Origin of the sequence: Herbiconiux liukaitaii, assembly GCF_041927495.1 — a bacterium.
Taxonomy (GTDB): domain Bacteria; phylum Actinomycetota; class Actinomycetes; order Actinomycetales; family Microbacteriaceae; genus Herbiconiux; species Herbiconiux liukaitaii.
Genome location: NZ_JBHFHG010000002.1, coordinates 638,678 through 656,585, shown reverse-complemented (window position 1 = coordinate 656,585; position 17,908 = coordinate 638,678). Strand labels below are relative to the sequence as shown.

At 71.5% G+C, this 17,908-nt stretch carries 18 protein-coding genes and 1 other RNA gene; 10 read left to right on the top strand and 9 right to left on the bottom strand.

The genetic code is table 11. The features are described from left to right. Nucleotides 1-9 precede the first annotated feature (9 nt). Nucleotides 10-1,122 carry a hypothetical protein gene (locus ACEXQC_RS03635; RefSeq protein WP_374818453.1) on the bottom strand — a complete coding sequence of 371 codons (1,113 nt, stop codon included), beginning with the start codon at nt 1,120-1,122 and terminating at the stop codon, nt 10-12. Nucleotides 1,123-1,190: 68 nt separating this feature from the next. Then, nucleotides 1,191-1,481 (bottom strand): hypothetical protein, encoded by a 291-nt coding sequence (locus ACEXQC_RS03630; protein ID WP_374818451.1) that lies wholly within the window; start codon nt 1,479-1,481, stop codon nt 1,191-1,193. Nucleotides 1,482-1,683: 202 nt separating this feature from the next. On the opposite strand from ACEXQC_RS03630, the gene ACEXQC_RS03625 reads away from it, so the two are divergent. Genes ACEXQC_RS03625 through ACEXQC_RS03610 form a run of 4 tightly spaced genes read left to right on the top strand, consistent with a single transcriptional unit; the run spans nt 1,684 to nt 5,883 of the window. Continuing rightward, a complete protein-coding gene (locus ACEXQC_RS03625) occupies nt 1,684-2,886 on the top strand; it encodes a glycosyltransferase family 1 protein (protein ID WP_374818449.1) in 1,203 nt (400 codons plus the stop codon). Continuing rightward, nucleotides 2,883-3,947, top strand: a complete 1,065-nt coding sequence (locus ACEXQC_RS03620) for a glycosyltransferase (RefSeq protein ID WP_374818447.1) — start codon at nt 2,883-2,885, stop codon at nt 3,945-3,947. The genes ACEXQC_RS03625 and ACEXQC_RS03620 overlap by 4 nt, the downstream gene beginning before the upstream one ends. Nucleotides 3,948-3,994: 47 nt before the next feature. Next, the gene (locus ACEXQC_RS03615) at nt 3,995-5,053 is read left to right on the top strand and encodes a hypothetical protein (RefSeq protein WP_374818445.1); all 1,059 of its coding nucleotides are present in this window, start codon (nt 3,995-3,997) and stop codon (nt 5,051-5,053) included. Continuing rightward, nucleotides 5,050-5,883, top strand: coding sequence for a glycosyltransferase family 2 protein (locus tag ACEXQC_RS03610; RefSeq protein WP_374818443.1), 834 nt, complete (start codon nt 5,050-5,052; stop codon nt 5,881-5,883). Before ACEXQC_RS03615 ends, ACEXQC_RS03610 begins: the two co-directional genes overlap by 4 nt. A gap of 21 nt (nt 5,884-5,904) precedes the next feature. Here ACEXQC_RS03610 and ACEXQC_RS03605 read toward each other — a convergent pair whose 3' ends face one another. Together ACEXQC_RS03605 and ACEXQC_RS03600 are read right to left on the bottom strand one after the other, a co-directional pair. Further along, nucleotides 5,905-6,558 (bottom strand): class F sortase, encoded by a 654-nt coding sequence (locus ACEXQC_RS03605; RefSeq protein ID WP_374818441.1) that lies wholly within the window; start codon nt 6,556-6,558, stop codon nt 5,905-5,907. 55 nt (nt 6,559-6,613) lie between these two features. After that, on the bottom strand, nt 6,614-7,363 hold the full coding sequence (locus tag ACEXQC_RS03600) for a CHRD domain-containing protein (protein WP_374818439.1): 750 nt from the start codon (nt 7,361-7,363) through the stop codon (nt 6,614-6,616). Nucleotides 7,364-7,575: 212 nt separating this feature from the next. On the opposite strand from ACEXQC_RS03600, the gene ACEXQC_RS03595 reads away from it, so the two are divergent. From ACEXQC_RS03595 to ACEXQC_RS03575, 5 genes are read left to right on the top strand one after another with little or no spacing between them, the layout of a single operon-like run. After that, nucleotides 7,576-8,127, top strand: coding sequence for a sigma-70 family RNA polymerase sigma factor (locus ACEXQC_RS03595; RefSeq protein WP_374818437.1), 552 nt, complete (start codon nt 7,576-7,578; stop codon nt 8,125-8,127). After that, nucleotides 8,124-8,897: a hypothetical protein gene (locus tag ACEXQC_RS03590; protein WP_374818435.1), complete on the top strand. Its 774-nt coding sequence runs from the start codon at nt 8,124-8,126 to the stop codon at nt 8,895-8,897. The genes ACEXQC_RS03595 and ACEXQC_RS03590 overlap by 4 nt, the downstream gene beginning before the upstream one ends. Nucleotides 8,898-8,953: 56 nt before the next feature. Further along, complete coding sequence (locus ACEXQC_RS03585) at nt 8,954-9,829, top strand: SDR family NAD(P)-dependent oxidoreductase (protein WP_374818433.1); 876 nt, start codon at nt 8,954-8,956, stop codon at nt 9,827-9,829. Nucleotides 9,830-9,858: 29 nt separating this feature from the next. Continuing rightward, complete coding sequence (locus ACEXQC_RS03580; protein WP_374818431.1) at nt 9,859-10,674, top strand: Nif3-like dinuclear metal center hexameric protein; 816 nt, start codon at nt 9,859-9,861, stop codon at nt 10,672-10,674. Between the two features lie 40 nt (nt 10,675-10,714). Next, nucleotides 10,715-11,452: a zinc ribbon domain-containing protein gene (locus ACEXQC_RS03575; protein ID WP_374818429.1), complete on the top strand. Its 738-nt coding sequence runs from the start codon at nt 10,715-10,717 to the stop codon at nt 11,450-11,452. A 33-nt stretch (nt 11,453-11,485) separates the two neighbouring features. Here the strand turns inward: ACEXQC_RS03575 and rnpB are convergent. The 4 genes from rnpB to panB all read right to left on the bottom strand — a co-directional run bounded on the left by rnpB (nt 11,486) and on the right by panB (nt 13,751). After that, nucleotides 11,486-11,853: RNase P RNA component class A (gene rnpB / locus ACEXQC_RS03570), an RNA gene on the bottom strand. 14 nt (nt 11,854-11,867) lie between these two features. Next, nucleotides 11,868-12,689 carry a polyphosphate--glucose phosphotransferase gene (ppgK, locus tag ACEXQC_RS03565; RefSeq protein ID WP_374818427.1) on the bottom strand — a complete coding sequence of 274 codons (822 nt, stop codon included), beginning with the start codon at nt 12,687-12,689 and terminating at the stop codon, nt 11,868-11,870. Next, nucleotides 12,686-12,877 (bottom strand): SPOR domain-containing protein, encoded by a 192-nt coding sequence (locus ACEXQC_RS03560; protein ID WP_374818425.1) that lies wholly within the window; start codon nt 12,875-12,877, stop codon nt 12,686-12,688. Before ACEXQC_RS03560 ends, ppgK begins: the two co-directional genes overlap by 4 nt. A 40-nt stretch (nt 12,878-12,917) precedes the next feature. Beyond that, nucleotides 12,918-13,751, bottom strand: coding sequence for a 3-methyl-2-oxobutanoate hydroxymethyltransferase (gene panB / locus ACEXQC_RS03555; protein WP_374818423.1), 834 nt, complete (start codon nt 13,749-13,751; stop codon nt 12,918-12,920). A 98-nt stretch (nt 13,752-13,849) separates the two neighbouring features. Here panB and ACEXQC_RS03550 point away from each other — a divergent pair, with 98 nt between their 5' ends. After that, nucleotides 13,850-15,781 (top strand): alpha/beta hydrolase, encoded by a 1,932-nt coding sequence (locus tag ACEXQC_RS03550; protein WP_374818421.1) that lies wholly within the window; start codon nt 13,850-13,852, stop codon nt 15,779-15,781. A 385-nt stretch (nt 15,782-16,166) separates the two neighbouring features. Here the strand turns inward: ACEXQC_RS03550 and ACEXQC_RS03545 are convergent, their stop codons facing one another. After that, nucleotides 16,167-17,903, bottom strand: coding sequence for an NAD+ synthase (locus ACEXQC_RS03545; RefSeq protein ID WP_374818419.1), 1,737 nt, complete (start codon nt 17,901-17,903; stop codon nt 16,167-16,169). Between the last annotated feature and the right edge of the window lie 5 nt (nt 17,904-17,908).

Sequence of the window (17,908 nt, the reverse complement as noted above, 5' to 3'; positions counted from 1 at the left end):
TCATCCCGCTCAGGGGGACGACGCGATGTCGGCGACCAGGTTGACGAGGCCCAGGGCTGCGAGGCCCACGAAGATGACGAGCCAGATCCAGTGGGTCGTCTGCCGCAGGCGCTGGCCCGAGCGATGCACGCCCCGGGGTGGGCGGATGATCGCTGGCGCGGGGGCGGTGGACGGCAGCGGGCCCGCAGTCGTGGTGCCTAGGCGCTCGTCGCGCCAGCGCTGCCACTGGGCGAGCTTCTCGGTGAGCGCGGCCAGGGTTCCCCACAGCCAGGTCCAGGTGGCCGGATCCAGGGTCGCGAGTTCGCCGCGCGTGTACAGGAAGAGCCGGTCGTCGACGATCTCGATGTCGAACTCGGCCGCGCGGTCGATGAAGCGGGCCATGATGTCGGGGGTGAACAGGTAGAGGGCGTCGCTCTCGTACCCGGCCGGGCAGTACAGGGTGAAGTGCTTGTCGAAGTCTCCCTCCAGACCGAGCCGCTGCGAACGATCGAACGGAACGGGCAGGTTCGAGGCGCCGAAGAGGGAGTTGTTGCTCGTCGCATCGAGCACGATGTGCGGCAGCGTCGTGTCGAGCGCCAGCGACGCGAAGCCCCAGCGGTGCGTGGAGCGGTTCTTGCCCGACCCCGTGACGAAACGGTGGTTGCCCACCACGAGTCCGTCGTCACCGATCACCAGATCGCGACCCGAGGCATTCGAACCCACCCCGAAGATCATGCCGGGCAGCGTGACCGGCTCGACGACCGGCTCGTAGCGCAGACCGTTGGCGTGGGCGAAGCGGGCGAGTGCGAACTGGCGACGTCCGCTCCGCGCCGAGAGGGCGCCGATGGCGAAGAACACGAGGAGGAGGGGGATGCCGATGGAGGGGAGCAGCACCAGCAGCAGTCCCCTCCACCCACCCGGCCCGGGGTCGGAGACGAGATCGCCGAACCCGATGAGCGACGACCAGGTCCCGAGGAACAGGGCGCACGCCACCATCACGGCGAGCGCCGGCACCACGATCCCCGCGTAGGAGGGCCGCACCGACGCGGGCAGTCCGGCGCGGAACGCCCGCAGTTCTGCCCGATCCGCCCTCGCTGTGAGCGGTGATGTGTCGAGCGGTGTGCTCACGGGACGGCCACTCATCCGTTCAGGCTAGCGGTACGGGGTAGGGGGGTAGGGAGTACGCGGTGGGCCGTCGGCCGGGCACGGCGTTACTGCGAGGCGCCGGACTCTCCCGTGGTGGGTGCGGCGATCTCGGGGTCGACGTCGTTGAGGTACGCCTTGACGATCTGCTCCCAGTCGGTGCCGAAGACGTTGCCCTCGCCGCCGTCGAGCGTGCGCGTCGTGTAGACGGGCTCGCCCTCCTCACCCGCGGGCGACTTGATGACGAGGTGGCCGAGCAGAGTGCCGCCACGGGTGATCGCCCATTCCGGGGCACCGCCGGCGAGACGGTAGGTGCTGCCGCGGTGGGGGAGGTCGAGCTCGTCGAGTTCGAGTGCCATGGGGGTCTCCTTCGATAGTGGTGCCGGTGCTGCCCACCGTAGGCCTGTACGAGGCAGGTGGTTACCCCTCGACGGTTCCCGCTGCCGGAGCTCGACGTCTCGCGTTTCGCTGGGCGAAGTAAGGTGTGGCCCGAGCGGCCTGTCAACCCGCTTGCGCGGAATCCTTCTCGCCGTTGACTGGTTCGGGGACGAGAGGATGCCGATGAGAACAGCTGTGCCGGATCATGTCGTCGTAGGGGTCGAGTCGATACGGGTGGCGACGGTTCCGTCGTCGCACGTCTACGTGCGTCATCTCGCTCCGGCGGAGGGGTCGGACCCGGCCATCGTGCGACTGGCCGATCCGCATCCCGACGACCCGACCCGCTCCGCGGTGGAGCGCTGGTGGCCCCCGGTCATGCTCGATCCCGAGTGGGTGCGCGCGCACGCCGACGAGTTCGATGTGTTCCACCTGCAGTTCGGGTTCGACGCCCGCACCGTCGAGCAGCTGACCGAGCTCGTGGAGGCCCTCCGCGAGCACGGCAAGCCCTTCGTCTACACGGTGCACGACCTGCGCAACCCGCACCACGCGAGCCGGGAGGCGCACGACGCGCAGCTCGACGTGCTCATCCCCGCCGCCGACGCGCTGATCACCCTCACACCGGGTGCCGCCGCCGAGATCCTCGACCGCTGGGGTCGCACGGCCACCGTGCTGCCGCACCCCCACGTGGTGGACGCTCCCACGATGGAGCGCATCCGGGCCGAGCGAGCCGAACGTGCCGAGCGGGCCCAGCACGCCGAGCTGAGCAGCGAGCAGAGCACAGAGCCGAGCAACGCGCAGACGGCCGGCGGATCCGCGGTGTTCCGCGTCGGCGTGCACGTCAAGAGCCTGCGCGCGAGCGTCGATCCGCTGCCCGCCATCCAGGCCCTCGTGCGCGGTGCCGAGAGCCTCCCGGGCGCCGTGATCCAGGTCGACGGCCACACCGACGTCTTCGACACGGCGGGGCCGCGGCACGATCCCGAGCTCGCCGCGTACCTGCTCGCCGCCTCGGAGCGCGGAGACATCGAGCTGCACGTCCACGACTTCTTCACCGACGACGAGCTGTGGCGCTACCTGGCGTCGCTCGACGTCTCGGTGCTCCCGTACCGCTTCGGCACCCACTCCGGCTGGCTCGAGGCGTGCCGCGATCTCGGCACCGACGTGATCGCCCCCGACTGCGGCTACTACGCCGAGCAGGGGCCCGTGCACTCCTACCACCGCGGTGACGACGGGCTCGACGCCGAGTCGCTCATCCGCGCCCTGCACGAGGCCGCGCACCACGTCGGGGAGTCGCACGCCGCGTCGATCACCGACCGCATGTCCCAGCGCGAGCAGATCACGACAGCCCACCTCGAGCTCTACCGTGCGCTCCTGGCGGGGCGCGCATGAGGATCTGCATCATCGCGTCGAGCCGCTTCCCCGTGGCCGAGCCGTTCGCGGGCGGCCTCGAGGCCCACACCCACACCCTCGCGCGCTCTCTGCAGGCGCGCGGTCACACAGTCTCGCTGTTCGCCGCTCCCGGATCCGACCCGTCCCTCATGACGGAGGCTCTCGACGTGGAACGGTTCGAGTCGAGCGCCGAGGCCCGCGCCGACGTGGGGGCACCTCCCGAGGGCTGGATGCGCGAGCATCACGCCTATCTCGGCCTCATGATGGAGCTCGCGCGCACCGGCGCCGACCGCTTCGACGTGGTGCACAACAACAGCCTGCACCACCTGCCCGTGGCCATGGCCGAGCTGCTCGACGTGCCCATGGTCACGACGCTGCACACCCCGCCGACCGTGTGGCTCGAGTCGGCCGTGCGGTTCGCCCCCAGCACCACCTTCGCCGCCGTGAGCCGCGACACGGCCGCGCGCTGGGACGGCGTGGCGCACCCCCGCGTCATCCTCAACGGCGTCGACACCGAGCAGTGGAGCTTCGGGCCAGGTGGCTCCGACGCCGTGTGGTTCGGGCGGATCGTGCCGGAGAAGGCTCCGCACGTGGCCATCGACGCCGCGAGGCTCGCGGGGATGCGGCTGCAGCTGGCGGGCCCCGTGCACGACCCCGGCTACTTCGCGCGCGAGATCGAGCCGCGCCTCGGCGACGACATCCGCTACGTCGGCCACCTCGCCACCGAGGAGCTCGCCGCGCTCGTGGGGCGCTCGGCCGTGGCCGTGGTGACCCCGGCGTGGCCCGAGCCCTACGGGCTCGTGGCCGCCGAGGCGATGGCGTGCGGCACACCCATCGCCGCTGTGGCCGTGGGGGCTCTGCCCGAGCTCGTGACTCCTGCGAGCGGACGGCTCGCGCCGCTCGGCGATCTCGCCGCCCTCGCTGTGGCCATGCAGGAGGCGGCGCGGCTCTCCCGGCGCGAGACCCGCCGGCATGCGCTCGAGCACTGCTCGGTGGACACGATGGTGGACTCGTACGAGCGGCTCTACAGCGAGCTCTCGCTCGAGGTGTGCGCCGCGTGATCGGGTGCACAGCGTGATCGGGTGCGCTGCATGATCGGGTACACGGCGTGATCGGGTACTACGTGCACCATGTGGGGCACGGGCATCTGTCGAGGGCGCGGTCGATCGCGCACGCGCTCGGCGAGCCGGTGACGGTGCTGTCGTCGCTCCGCCGGCCCGCCGCGTGGCAGGGGGAGTGGATCGAGCTGCCGAGCGACGAGCCCGTGGCCAGTGAGACCGTCCTGGAGCCGGATGCCGGCGGCCGGTTGCACTGGGTACCGCTCGGGTACGACGGACTCCGCGGGCGGATGGCCGCGATCTCGGCGTGGATCGATCGAGCGCGGCCGGGGGCTCTCGTGTCAGACGTCTCGGTGGAGGTGACTCTCTTGGCACGGCTGCATGGCGTGCCCGTGGTGGGGGTCGTGCTCCCTGGCGACCGGGACGACGAGGCGCACCGGCTGGGCTTCGCCGTCTGCAGCGCGCTCATCGCGGCGTGGCCGCCGTCAGCCACCGGAATGGTGGAGGGCTTCGGCGCAGCCGACCTCGCCCGGCTCGAGCCCGTGGGCGCCATCTCGCAGCACGCCCCGGTCGCGGTCGATGCCGATGCCGAGCACCGGATGCGCGCCGAGTCGGAATCGCCGCCGACGAGCGGTGCGGGTCGGCGGCGGGTGGTGGTGCTCGCGGGCGGCGGGGGAGATGTGTTCGACGATGGCATGCTCGAGCGCGCTCGAGCGGAGACTCCGGGGTGGGAATGGGAGCTCATCGGCGGGCGGCACGGGCGCTGGGTCGAGGATCCGTGGCCGCTGCTGCTCGAGGCCGATGTGGTGGTGACGGCCGCGGGCCAGAACTCCCTCGCCGAGGTGGCCGCCGCACGACGGCCCGCGGTCGTCCTGCCGCAGGACCGCCCTCACGACGAACAGCGCACCACCGGGCACGTGCTCGCCTCGGCCGCCTGGCCGGCGGTCGTGCTCGACGCACTTCCCACGCAAGGATGGGCCGCCATCCTCGACGACGCCCTGGCCCAGGACACGGGCCTCTGGGCCGACTGGAACGACGGGCGCGGCGCCGAGCGGGCGGCCTCCGTCATCCGCCGTGTCGCCGGCTCACCGTCGGGAGCTCAGGAGTGACCCGCACCGCCCTCATCACGATCGTGCACGGTCGGCGCGAGCACCTGCTGCAGCAGCGCCGCGCGGTGCTGCGCTCCGTCGAGCAGCCCGACCACCACGTGATCGTCGCGATGGATGACGAGGAGCTCAGCCGCAGCGCCCTCCTGGAGCTGGAGGGTGTGCACCTCGTGCACCTCCGCAGCGCTCCCACCGAGCACGGACTCCCGCTGGCCAGGGCACGCAACCTCGGTGCCGCCACCGCACGCGCGCTCGGGGCGGAGGTGCTCGTCTTCCTCGACGTCGACTGCCTGCCGGGCGAGGCGCTCGTCGGTGCCTACCGGGAGGCGGCGGCCGCGCACGGCGGTCGCCTGCTGAGTGGGCCCGTGACCTACCTCGATCCGCCTCCGACCGGCGGCTACGACCTCACCGCACTCGCCGAGCTGGATGCACCCCACGCCGCCCGACCGGCACCAGCGGCCGGCCAGATCGAGCTGGGCGGCCCGCACGAGCTCTTCTGGTCGCTCTCGTTCGCGGTGGCCACCGCCACTTGGCTGCGTATCGGCGGCTTCTCCGAGGAGTACTCGGGCTACGGCGGAGAGGACACCGACTTCGCCTTCTGCGCGCGAGCCCGCGGGGTGGAGCTGGCGTGGATCGGATCGGCCCGCGCCTACCACCAGCACCATCCGGTGGAGCGCCCGCCGGTGTCGCACCTCGACGACATCGTGCGGAACGGCGCGGTCTTCGCGCGCCACTGGGGCAGCTGGCCCATGCTGGGCTGGCTCGAGGAGTTCGAGCGCCGCGGCCTCGTGGTGCGCACGGCGGATGGCGGGTTCGAGCGCACCAGCGCGTGATGCCCCTCGGGGTCGGACGGCTCAGACGCGGGCCGCGAAGACCACGCGGTTGTCCTCGTAATGCCCTGTCGAGTCGTCGAACAGGCCCGTGCAGGTGATGAGGCGCACCTCGTCGGCGAGCAGGGCGCCGAACACCTCGGCGGTGGGGAAGTCGTTCTTCGCGAAGTCCTCCGCGCGGTAGACCTCGTAGTCGAACACCGTGCCCGACGCATCCGTCACAGAGAAGCGATCCCCCGGCACGAGCGCTCCGAGTTCGAAGAAGACCGCCGGGCCCACCGCCGAATCCACGTGCCCCGCCAGCACGGTGGGCCCGATGCCGCCCGGCCTGCCGCCGCCCGTGAACCATCCCACGCGGGAGAAGTCGGTGGGCACCTCCATCGAGCCGTCCTCACCGATCCCGAGGTCGATGAGCTCCTCGTCGAGCCCGAGCGCGGGCACGGTGAGCCGCGCCGGAGGCTCACCCCGAGCGGGCGGCAGCGGCGCCTCCGTTGCCGCGGGGGAGCCCGCCCCGGTGGGCGGTTCGGACGGTGAGGACGTGGGAGCCGGATCGAAGGGGCGAGGACTGGACGACGTCGCGCCCGCTTCGTCGCGAGCGGATGACGCACCGTCGCTCGCGCCGGACGCCCCCGGCCCGGCGCATGCGCTCAGCAGCAGCGCACCGGCGAGCGCCGCCACCCCCGCGGCACCCCATCGGTCACGCAGGGTTCGACGCCCTTCGATCCGGCGCATCTCAGCTCTCGGTGAGGGTGCGGCGGCGACGCAGCACGCCGACGGCCACGGCCGTTCCCGCGGCGGCGAGGCCGAGCGATCCCGCGATGGCCATCAGGCCCATCGAGTCCGCGGCGCCGGTCGAGGCGGCCGTTGCACCTCCGCCGGTCTGGACGCCGCCGATCGGCACCTGGGTGAGCTGGCCGCGCACGGCACCGGCGGGGTTGGCCGCGGTGTGGGTGTCGGCGGCGAACGCCGCGGCGTCGGCCTCGAGCTGGGCGAGGGTGAAGCCCGTTCCGGTGTCGACCCCGTCCACGAGCACACCCGTGGTGAACGGCCCCTGCAGGCAGCCGGAGCTCGTGCGCGGCCCGTCGCCGATCGGTGCGGGGTTCGGGAACGCGATCCGCGGGGGGCCTGCCTTGCCCGCGGCAGCCTGGTGGATGTGCGTGGCGGTCTTCGCGGGGCTCATGTAGTCGCCCGAGATGCCGCTCACGGTGATGTCGTAGCAGATGATGTCGAGCTCGGAGTTGACCCTGAAGTCGAACGTGCCCGAGGCGCCCGCGGGTCCGGGGGTCGCGACCCCGTCGGCGTTGAGCACCTGGTCGGGCGTGGCCATCACGGTGAAGGCGCTCGTGAAGCTGCTCGGCTCCGCCACCTCGGTCTCGGCGGAGGCGGGTGCCGCGGCACCGAAGACGAGTGCTCCGCCGGCGAGGGCTGCACCCCCCAGCGCGATGAATCCGGTGCGGCGTCGAGCGGTTCTCTGAATGGACATGGCGACCTCCCTCTCGAGCGGGCCCTGTTGCCCGTTCCGAGGGGTGTACTGCGGGAGACCGCCACGCGTTCAATCGCATCCGAGAAAGTTTTCCGAGGGATAGACGCGGATCCGGCCTCCCCGCTGAACGGGGAGGCCCCCGCCGTCGTATCCCTTGGTGCCAGGGCGTCTGGCTAGGCTGAGGAGGTTCCGTGACCGCGCAGGGGAGTGTGATGACCGCCTCACCGCCGCCGTCCGACGCATCCGGGCCGCCTGATACCTCCAGCCGCTCCGCAGGGTTCGACCTCGCCGCGGAGTACGACGCCCACGGCGCAGCCCTCTTCGGTTACGCCATCAACGCCCTCCGCGACCGCCCCCTCGCGGAGGACTGCGTGCAGGAGACCTTCCTCCGTGCCTGGCGGGCGCGCGAGAGCTTCGACCCCGACCGCGGTGGCGCGCGCACCTGGCTGTTCGCCATCCAGCGCAACGTCATCCTCGACGTGCAGCGCGCCCAGCAGCGGGTGCCGCGCCTCGTGCCAGGCGATGAGGTCGAGGATGCTCCCGCCGAGACGGTCGACACCCTCGACCGCCTGGTCATCGTGGAGGCTCTCGCGAAGCTCAGCCACGAGCACCGCAGCGCCTTCGTGGCCATCCACATCGACGGCAGCACCTACGCCGAGGCCTCCGCCAGGAGCGGTGTGCCCGTCGGCACCCTCAGATCCCGCGTGTTCTACGCTCTGCGCGCCCTGCGCAGCCACATCGATGGAGAGGAGAGTCGCGCATGAACCCGACTCCCGAGCGGCGCGACGAACTCATCGCCGCGGCCGCCGCGAACGCCCTGACCGACGAGGAGCGGCGAGAACTCGACGCCGCTCGCCTCGTCGACCCGTCGATCGACCCCGAGATCGAGGAGCTCCGCGCCCTCATCGCCTCGCTCGCCGAGACCGTGCCGACGTGGGACGACTCCCTGCCCTCGGCCGCCCTCCGCGACCGGGTCACCGGCATCGCCGCCCCGCACGAGACCGCCCCGCACGAGCCTCAGCGCGAGGCCCCGCACAAGAACGCACCGCACGAGGCCCCGCACGAGGCCGCCCCTGTGGCGACCGTCACCCCCCTCCGCCGCCGCGTGCCGCTCATCGCCGCCGCGGCCGCCGCGTGTCTCGCGCTCGGCCTCGGTGTGGGCATCGGCGCCCTCGCCTCACCGGGGGAGGAGCGGATGGCCTCCGGCGCCCCCGGAGAGCTCGGAGCCCTCGAATCCGTCGACTTCCTGGGCGAACCCGATGGCGTGCGGGTCGACGGAGGCGTCGTGGCGCACACCTGGGGCACCGAGACGATCCTCGAGGTCGAGGGTCTCCCCGTGGGTGCGAGCTACTCGGTGGTCGTCGTCGACGGCGCCGGCGAGGAGCACGCCTCCGGCTCGTTCGCCGGCAGCGAGGCGGTGATCGACTGCCGCATGAACGTCTCCACGCTCCGCGGAGACGCCGCTCGCGTCGAGATCGTCGACTCCCAGGGAGCCACCGTCGCCTCCGCCGAGCTGCCAGGCGTCGAGTCCTGACCCGCCGGTGCCCGGGACGGGCGGGCGCCCAGCCGTGACCGCCTAGGGTCGAGAGCATGAGCGAGAAGCGCACGATCGTCATCACCGGAGCCAGCTCCGGCATCGGAGCCGTCACCGCGCGGCACTTCGCCGCCGAGGGCGACAGGGTCATCGTGGTGGGCCGCAACCCCGAGCGCACCCGCGAGGTCGCCGAGGGCATCGGCGCCGAGCACCTGCTCGCCGACTTCGCCTCCTTCGCCGAGGTGCGCGGTCTCGCGGCAGCCCTCCAGGAGCGCTGCGGCACGATCGACGTGCTGCTCAACAATGCCGGCGGGCTCATCTCGGAGCGCACCCGCACCGTCGACGGCCACGACGCCACCATCCAGACCAACCTGTACTCGCACTACCTCCTCACCCGCCTGCTCCTCCCCGAGCTGCACCGCGCCGCCGCCGGCACAGGCCCAGGCGCCGGGCCCGCCACACCGGGCCGCGGTCGCGTGATCACCACGTCGAGCGTCGCCAACCGGGTCGGCAAGATCGACCTCGACGATCTCGACCGCGCACACCACGCCTGGCAGGGCGGCTGGCGCGCCTACGGCACCGCCAAGCTCGCCGTCATCCTCTTCACCAAGGAGCTCGCGCGGCGCGAGGGCCCCTCGGGCATCGAGGCCTACTCGGTGCACCCGGGGGCCGTGAACACGAGCTTCGGCGCCACCTCGCGGCTCATCAGGATCGGCAACGCCCTCACCGGCAGCCGCTGGGGCATCACCGCCGAGGTGGGCGCCGCCCCCCTCATCGCCCTCGCAGCCCCCTCCGCCGTGCCCGCCGACAACGGCGCCTACTTCGACCGACTGCACGCCGACGGCCCCGTGGCGAAGCAGGCGACGGATGCGACGCTCCAGCGGGCCCTCTGGGAGCGCTCCGCCGACGCCGTCGGACTCCCCGCCGAGTAGCCCGCTGCGGTGCCGACTAGTCTGGAGGAGTGACCACGCTCTCCGAGTTCAACGCCGCCGTCGAACGGCTCTGGCCCACCGAGTTCGCGGAGTCGTGGGATGCGCCCGGTCTCGTGAGCGGTGCCCCGACCGATCCCGTGCGCCGAGTGCTCCTCGCGGTCGATGCCGTCGCCGCCACCGTCGAGCAGGCCGTGGCCGAGGAGGCCGATGTGCTGCTCGTGCACCATCCGCTGCTCCTCCGCGGTGTCACCACGATCGCCGAGACGGGCTACAAGGGCGCTCTGCTCGCCTCCCTCATCCGGGCCAGGTGCGCCCTCATCGCCGCGCACACGAACGCCGACATCGTCGACGACGGCACGTCCTCCGCCCTCGCCAAGCGCCTCGGGCTCGTGGAGCAGTCCGCGATCGAGCCGGGCGACCGTGACGGCACGGGGCTCGGCCGCGTGGGCACGTTGCCGGCGCCGACCACCCTCGGCCGCCTCGCGCTCGCCCTCGGCGAGATCCTGCCCGCCACCGCCGCGGGCGTGCGGGTCTCCGGCGACTACGACCAGGAGGTCTCCACCGTGGCGCTCTGCGGCGGCGCGGGCGACTCGCTGCTCGGCCACCCCGCCGTGCGTGCCGCCGACGTCTACATCACCTCCGACCTGCGCCACCACCCCGCCTCGGAGTCGCGCGAGCAGAGCCTGCACGCGGGCGGCCCCGCCCTCGTCGACGTCTCGCACTGGGCGAGCGAGTGGCTGTGGCTCGACGAGGCCGCCGCGGCGCTTCGCCGCGAGCTGCCCGAGGTCGAGTTCGTGGTGAGCGACCTCCGCACCGATCCCTGGGATTTCGCGGTCACGCAGTGACTGCTCTCCCCGTACGCCCCTCAGACACGAAGGACCACCGATGAAGGCTCCCGCCTCCGAGCAGCGCAAGCTGCTCGACCTCCAGGCCGCCGATAACCGCGTCGCGCAGCTGCAGCACGCCCTCCGCACCCTCCCGCAGGAGGCGCGACTGGTCGAGCTGCAGCGCGATGCGGCGGCCGCCCGCCAGGAGTGGGCCGGGGTGAACGGCGAGCTCGAGGATGCGAAGGCCGAGATCGCGAGGGTCGAGTCCGACGTCGAGACGGTCGCCGCCCGCGTCAAGCGCGACCAGGAGCGGCTGCAGGTGTCGAGCTCCGGCAAGGACATCCAGGGTCTCGAGCACGAGATCGCCTCGCTCGCCGTGCGCCGGTCGAACCTCGAGGACATCCAGCTCGCCGTGATGGAGCGCATGGAGGAGATCGAGGAGCGGCTCGCGGTGGTCGTGGCCCGTCGCGACGACATCGCCACCGAGGAGCGACTGCTCGCGGGGGCCAGGGACGAGCAGAAGACGCGGCTCGCGAACCAGCTCGCCGTGGCCGTCTCGGAGCGGTCCGCCGTGGCGGGCGGCATCCAGGATCCGGAGCTGCTGAAGCTGTACGAGCGCCAGCGCGAGCGCTACGGCGTGGGGGCGGCGCTCCTTACCCGTGGGGTGTCGCTCGGCAGCAACATGGCGCTCACCGAGTCGGATCTCGCCGCGATCCGCTCAGCGCCGGAGGACGAGGTCGTGTTCGACCCCGAGAGCAACTGCATCCTCGTGCGCACGGAGGAGTCCGGGCTCTGAGCTGCACGGACTCTGAGCTGCACCGGCTCAGAGGTGAATGGGCCGGCGATACGCCGGGTTCTGTCCGGGGCACGAGGCCCCGTGACGGCCATCTATCTAGGAGCTGCGTCGCCGCAGCCCTCGAGCGGTCTACCCGGATGCTGAGCGAGCAGCGTTAGCACATCCTGTTGACCTTGCTCCGGGCGAGGTTTACCGAGCCGACCGCGTCACCGCGGCCTCTGGTGGTCTCTTACACCACCGTTTCACCCTTACCCCGGGCCTGAGCCCGTGGCGGTCTGTTCTCTGTGGCACTGTCTCGCGGGTTGCCCCGGGTGGGTGTTACCCACCGCCCTGCTCTGTGGAGCCCGGACGTTCCTCGGCGCCGGGCCGGAGCCCGACGACGCGACCGTCTGCCGGCCCATTCACATCCGCGAGCCTACTGCAGGAACTCCGCACGCATCGTCGAGAGGCAGGCTGCGCCGAGGATGCCGGCGTTGTTGCGCAGGGTCGCGGGCACGATCTCGGTCTGCAGCTCGAGCAGGGGGAGGAAGTCCTCGAAGTGCTTCGAGACGCCGCCGCCCACGATGAAGAGGTCGGGCGAGAGCAGCATCTCCACGGTCGTGTAGTACTTCTGCAGGCGGGCGGCCCACTTCTTCCAGCTCAGGTCCTCGCGCTCCTTGGCGGAGTACGCGGCCTTGGTCTCGTAGTCGACGCCCTCGATCTCGAGGTGGCCGAGCTCCGCGTTGGGGATGAGCACACCGTCGTAGATGAGCGCCGTGCCGATGCCGGTGCCGAGCGTCGTGACGATCACGAGGCCGCCCCGCCCCTTGGCGGCGCCGTAGCGCACCTCGCCGAAGCCCGCGGCATCCGCATCGTTCACGAAGGTGATGTCGCGGCCGAGCGTCTTCTCGAAGAGCTTCTCGGCCTCGAAGCCGATCCACTTCTTCGAGACGTTCGCGGCCGACATGGTCACACCGCTCCGCACCACGGCGGGGAAGCACACGCCCACCGAGGCGTTCGCCGGGATCTCGCCGAGCGAGGCCACGAGGTCGAGCACGGTCTTGGCGATGTCGTCGGGCTCGCCGCCCTCGGGGGTGGGGATCTTCTTGCGGTCGGTGAGCAGCTCGCCCGTCGTCACGTCGACGATCGCGCCCTTGATGCCGGTGCCGCCGATGTCGATGCCGACGGCGACCGTGTGCGGCCCCGCTGCGACGTCGGAGGCGTCAGCGGCGGTCGAGGGCGTCGAGGAATCGCTCATCGACGGTCGTCCGATGCGTCGTCCTCGGCCCACTTGGCGCTGTTGGCGCGCAGTTTCTCGAGGGCGTGCCCCGCCTCCTCGGCGGTGGCGAACGGGCCGACGCGGTCGACGACGGAGGACTGGTAGCCCTTCTCGACCTCTCCGGTCGTCATGTTGTACCAGTACTGGGTCGACGGGTCGTCGCTCATCATTCCTCCGTGGATGGGGTGGTTCAAGGTCGGCGGTCGGTCAGTCGTAGCTGTGCTCGGGGCCGGGGTAGCTGCGCGCGGCGACGTCGGCGCGGAAGGCCGTGACCGCCTCGGTGAGAGAGCCGCGGAGATCCGCGTACTGCTTCACGAACTTGGGGATGCGCCCGGTCGAGAACCCGGCGAAGTCGGTCCAGACGAGCAGCTGACCGTCGACCTGCGGTCCCGCGCCCACTCCGATGCTCGGGATGCGCAGGGCGGCCGTGACACGCCCGGCCACGTCGGCGGGCACCATCTCGAGCACGACCGCGAAGGCACCGGCCTCCTCGACCGCGAGAGCGTCGGCCAGCAGGGCGGCTTCGCCCTCGCCTCGCCCCTGGATGATGTGACCGCCGAGACCGTGCTCGCTCTGCGGGGTGAAGCCGATGTGCGCCATCACGGGGATGCCGGCGTCGACGATGCGGCGGATCTTGTCGGCGCTCCGCACACCGCCCTCGAGCTTGACCGCGTGGGCCCTCGACTCCTTCATGAAGCGCACGGCCGTGTGCAGGGCCTCCTCGGCGCTGTTCTCGTAGGAGCCGAACGGCATGTCGGCCACCACGAACGCGCGCTTCACGGCCCCCGCGACACCGCGAGCGAGCGGGATGAGCTCGTCGACCGTCACGGGCACCGTGGTGTCGTAGCCGAGCACGTTGTTGCCGGCGGAATCGCCCACGAGCAGGAAGTCGATGCCCGCCTCGTCGAAGATCTGCGCCGAGAGCATGTCGTAGCTCGTGAGGCCCGTGATCAGGATCCCGTCGTCCTTCGCGGTCTGGAAGTGGCGGGTCCTGACCCGCTTGGGGGCGGGTTTCTCGGACGACGTCGTCGGCTCAGGCATGTCGACAGTCTAGTTCCGCGGTCGGGCGCGGGTTTGCGTTAGGTTGGGGGGCGCGTACCCCGAATGCGTGAATTCCAGTCCCGGATCGAGAGGGAGACGTGGGCCGTCGATCTATTGCGCAGTTCGTACTGGGCGCCACCGCAGCCGCTCTGGTGCTGGCGGGCGGTGCGACCATCGCGCCCGCTCCCGCCGCCCAGGCCGCCACGGTCGCCGAGCAGACCTGTGCCTCCGAGCTTCCCGAGAGGGCCGTCTGCGGCCTCCTCACCGTCAGCGAGAACCGCTCCGACCCGGCGTCGCGCACCATCGACCTGCCGTACGTGGTCTTCCCGGCGTCGTCGGGCACGCCGACCGCCGCGCCGCTCGTCACGATGGCCGGTGGGCCGGGGCGCTCGAGCACGGCCGTGGCCGAGACCCTGGCCGCCGACGAGCGGATCGGGGGCACGCGCGACGTCGTGGTGCTCTCCCAGCGCGGCAGCCTCGAGTCGAGCGATCCGCTGGACTGCCCGGCCGCCTCGGCCGCCTACGTCAACACCTTCACGACCGACGACCTGCCCTCGGGCGAGATGGGCGACGTCATCCTCGCCCTCAAGGACTGCGTGGCGGCGTTCGGCGAGACCGGTGCGATCAACTCGTACACGAAGGTCGCTCACGCCGACGACCTCATCGACCTGCGCCAGGCTCTCGGCTACACCGTGTGGTCGCTCTACGGCGACTCCTGGTCCACGAAGGTCATGCAGCTCGCGGCCACCCGCGACGGTGCCGCCGTCGACGCCGTCGTGCTCGACGCCTACAGCCCCATCGACCGCGATGTGAAGGGCGACGCGTACCTCGCGCTCTCCGACACCCTCACGGCGCTCTCGGCGCGCTCCGACGGCGAGTACCCGGATCTCAACGCCGATCTCACCGCGGCGGCCACGCTGTTCAGCGACGACCCCGTCGGCGGTCTCATGACCAACCCGTTCTCGGGCAGGCAGCGCTACTACTCGCTCACCGGGTCGGATGTCATCACGATCGTGCAGCAGGCGCTCTACGACCCGGGCACCGCGGCCGCCGTGCCGTACCTGCTGCAGCGGCTCGCGGCCGGCGAGCGCGATGCCATCAACCCGTTCGTGGCGCGCGTGCTCGTGCAGATGGCCGACACGAGCCTCGGCCAGTACTGGATCGAGCAGTGCAGGGACGAGCAGCCGTTCTGGTCGGTCGACCCCACCGTTCCCGCCACCGAGGAGGGTGCGGAGCCGACCGCTCTGCCCGTGCTCACCTACTTCACGGCCGCCGACGAGATCTGCGCCGCCCTCGGCCTGCCCGCGAGCCCTCCCGAGGAGCGTGCCGTCTCGGCGGTGGGTCAGCCCACGCTGATCCTCGCGAGCGACACGGATCCGCTCATCTCGGTCGGGGCCGCCCAGTCGGGCCTCGCCGCGTTCCCCAACAACCAGCTCGTGATCGTGCAGTCGAACGGTCGCGCGGGAGCCACCACCGATGCGTGCGCGCTCGACCAGCTCGGCACCTGGCTGGCCGCCCCCGGTTCGCCGGTCGAGACCACATGCACCACCTCCGTGGAGGAGTACCCGATCGTCGCGGCCGACGACGTGCACCCGACCTCGCGCTTCGACTCCGTGGTGCGGGCCATTGAGGACCGCAATGCCTTCGAGCTCACCGTGCCGCTGATCTTCGCGGTCTTCTCGGGCCTCTGGCTGCTCGGCTGGATCATCGCCCTCCTGGTGCAGGGCCTCCGCCGCGAGCCGATCGGGCTTCTCATCGCGAGCGGCATCGCGCCGGTCACGGGTGTGGCGTTCCTCGCCGCTGTGTGGCTCACCGTCACGGGCGCCCTCGGGAGCTCGCCGGGGCTCACGCTCATCGGCGTGCCGACCATCCTCCCGTGGCTCGGCATCCTGCTCGCGGTCGGCTTCCTCGGCCTCATCCCGGTCTGGCGCCTCGGCAACCGCCCCACAGCGGCCCTGGCAGCAGCCGCCACCCTGGTGTGGCTGGGGATGGGGGTCTGGTACGTGTGGATTGTGGTTTTGACTAGTTAGGCCCATTCGCAGTGCTGGATGGGTGGCATGTGCGGCTGTGTTTGTTGCCGCGCCGCCCCCTGTGCGGCGCGGGCGGCATGTTCGCGTGCGGTCGTGCGGCGCGGCCTTCGGTCGTGCCTCCCGGCCGCGCGCTCACCTTGGGTCATCGAGCACGGCCTGTTGCGTTCGCATCGCCATATGCAGCCGCAGTGCCTTTCGCGGGTTCCGTAGGCCTCATCCCCGGTCGCGGTAAGCCACACACCCATCACCACGGGTGCCGAAGTGCCCCTAGCCGCTGGCCGCGCTCACTGTACCCAAGGCGATACCGTCGCCGAGGGGCGCCGCGAAGCGACGTCACTCGACGGCGGCATCGCATGCCGCCTGCGCCGCACAGGGGGCGGCGCAGCTAAATAGCAGTAGGCCGATAGGTAATGGGCAGCCTTCTATCCCGCCCAAAAGCCGTCCGCGAGATCTTCGGTCCGATCGCGCTCTGGCGGCGCTTCCATTCGGCGCGGTCCACGAGGCCCGTGATGCGGAGCACCGTGTCGTGGTCGAAGCCGTCGGCGACGATCTCGGCGGCGCTGCGGCCACCGTTTATGTAGGCCTCGAGGATGGCGTCGAGCACGTCGTAGTCGGGCAGCGAGTCCTGATCGGTCTGGTCGGGGCGCAGCTCGGCCGAGGGCGGCTTCGAGATGGAGTTCTCGGGGATGGGCGGCACCTCGCCACGCTCGGCCGCCGCGCGGTTGCGCCACCGCGCGAGCTCCCACACGAGCATCTTCGGCACGTCCTTGAGCGGTCCGAATCCCCCCACCGCGTCGCCGTAGATGGTGGAGTAGCCCACCGCGAGCTCGCTCTTGTTGCCTGTCGTGAGCACGAGGTGCCCCTCCTGGTTCGAGAGGCCCATGAGGATCACGCCGCGCGCCCTGGCCTGCAGGTTCTCGGCGGCCACGTCGGTGAGGCCCAGCTGCGTCTCGAAGGGCAGCACGAGGTCGGCGATCGCCTCGGTGCGGTAGTGCAGCCCGATGCGCTCGGCGAGGTCGTCCGCATCCGACCGTGAGTGGTCGGAGGACCAGCGAGACGGCATCGAGACGCCGTAGACGCGGTCGGCGCCGATCGCATCCGCCGAGAGAGCGGCGCACACCGCGGAGTCGATGCCGCCGGAGAGTCCGAGCACGACCGAGCGGAAGCGGTTCTTCTCCACGTAGTCGCGGAGGGCCAGCACGAGTGCGCCCCAGATCTGCTCGAGGTCGTCGGGCAGCTCGGCGATCCCGGTGCTGAGCGAGGGCTTCTCCGCCTCCACCGGCGCATCCAGCTCCACCCGCGACACGTCGTCGGGCAGCGGAGTGTCGGTGGCCGCCTCGGGCTCGAGGTCCACCACGAGCAGGTTCTCCACGAACTGGGGCGCCCGGGCCAGGATCGCGCCGTCGGTGCCCACCACCACGCTGTCCCCGTCGAACACGAGGTCGTCCTGCCCGCCCACGAGGTTGACGTAGCCCACGATCGTGTCGGTCTCCACGGCGCGCCGGGTCACCAATGGCAGCCGAACCTCGTCCTTGTCGCGCTCGTACGGCGATCCGTTGATCACCACGAGCAGCCCGGCATCCGCGTGCAGCACCCGCCCCACGGGGCCGCCGTCTCGCCACAGGTCCTCGCAGATGATGAGCGCCACATCCACGCCCTTCAAGCGCAGCACGAGCAGCTCGTCGCCGGGGATGAAGATGCGGTACTCGTCGAACACCGAGTAGTTCGGCAGGTGGTGCTTGGCGTAGCGCGCCACCACCCTGCCGTGCTGCAGCACGCTCGCGGCGTTCTGCGCGATGGCCGTCGGGGCGTTGCTCGTGCCGATGAGGCGGGGCTCGAAGGGGCCGTCGGGATGACCGACGATCACGGGCACCTCACCGAGCCCGGCGGCCTCGAGTTCGGCCGCGAGCGAGTCGACTCGAGCGTGCGAGGCCGCGAGGAAGCTCGGCCGCAGCGCCAGATCCTCGATGGGGTAGCCCGAGAGCGCCATCTCGCCGAACGCCACCAGATCCGCGCCCTGCTCCACGGCATCACGGGTGAGGCGGAGCACGGTCGCGGCGTTGCCGTCGAGGTCTCCCAGAACGGGGTTGGTCTGGGCCAACGCTAAGCGAAGTCTCGGCATAGCCA